This window comes from Dellaglioa sp. CoH-56-MRSF-13, from assembly GCF_056782095.1.
In genome coordinates this window covers 1-263 of the sequence record NZ_JBXAYC010000178.1, presented here as the reverse complement: position 1 = coordinate 263, position 263 = coordinate 1, and the positions used below count along the sequence as shown (strand labels likewise).

The window sequence follows — 263 nt, the reverse complement described above, 5'->3', positions numbered from 1 at the left end:
GGTTTGAACAGATGTATCTGCATCACGTGATGCAGATGTCCCCTGAATCCAATCACGAATCCCCATCAGGCACCCCAGCTCAGGTCACGCTCGTCCACTGGCACCGAAATCCACGTATCCTTCGGGAGCTTCGTGGGGTACGCGCCGAACGTACGCGGCTGATGCACGAGACCACGGTCCCACAGCTCTTGGCCGGCACGGAGACATGCTTCACCGTCCAGTCCGATCAGATAACCCGGGCGCTCGCGATACGCCTCGATAAC

Annotated in this window: 1 protein-coding gene; it reads right to left on the bottom strand. The window is 59.3% G+C overall.

The genetic code is table 11. The annotated features are described in order from the left end of the window. Window positions 1-65 precede the first annotated feature (65 nt). Window positions 66-263, bottom strand: a 198-nt coding sequence (locus AC1RP1_RS08365; RefSeq protein ID WP_481762783.1) for a hypothetical protein, incomplete at its 5' end; no start/stop codon positions are given.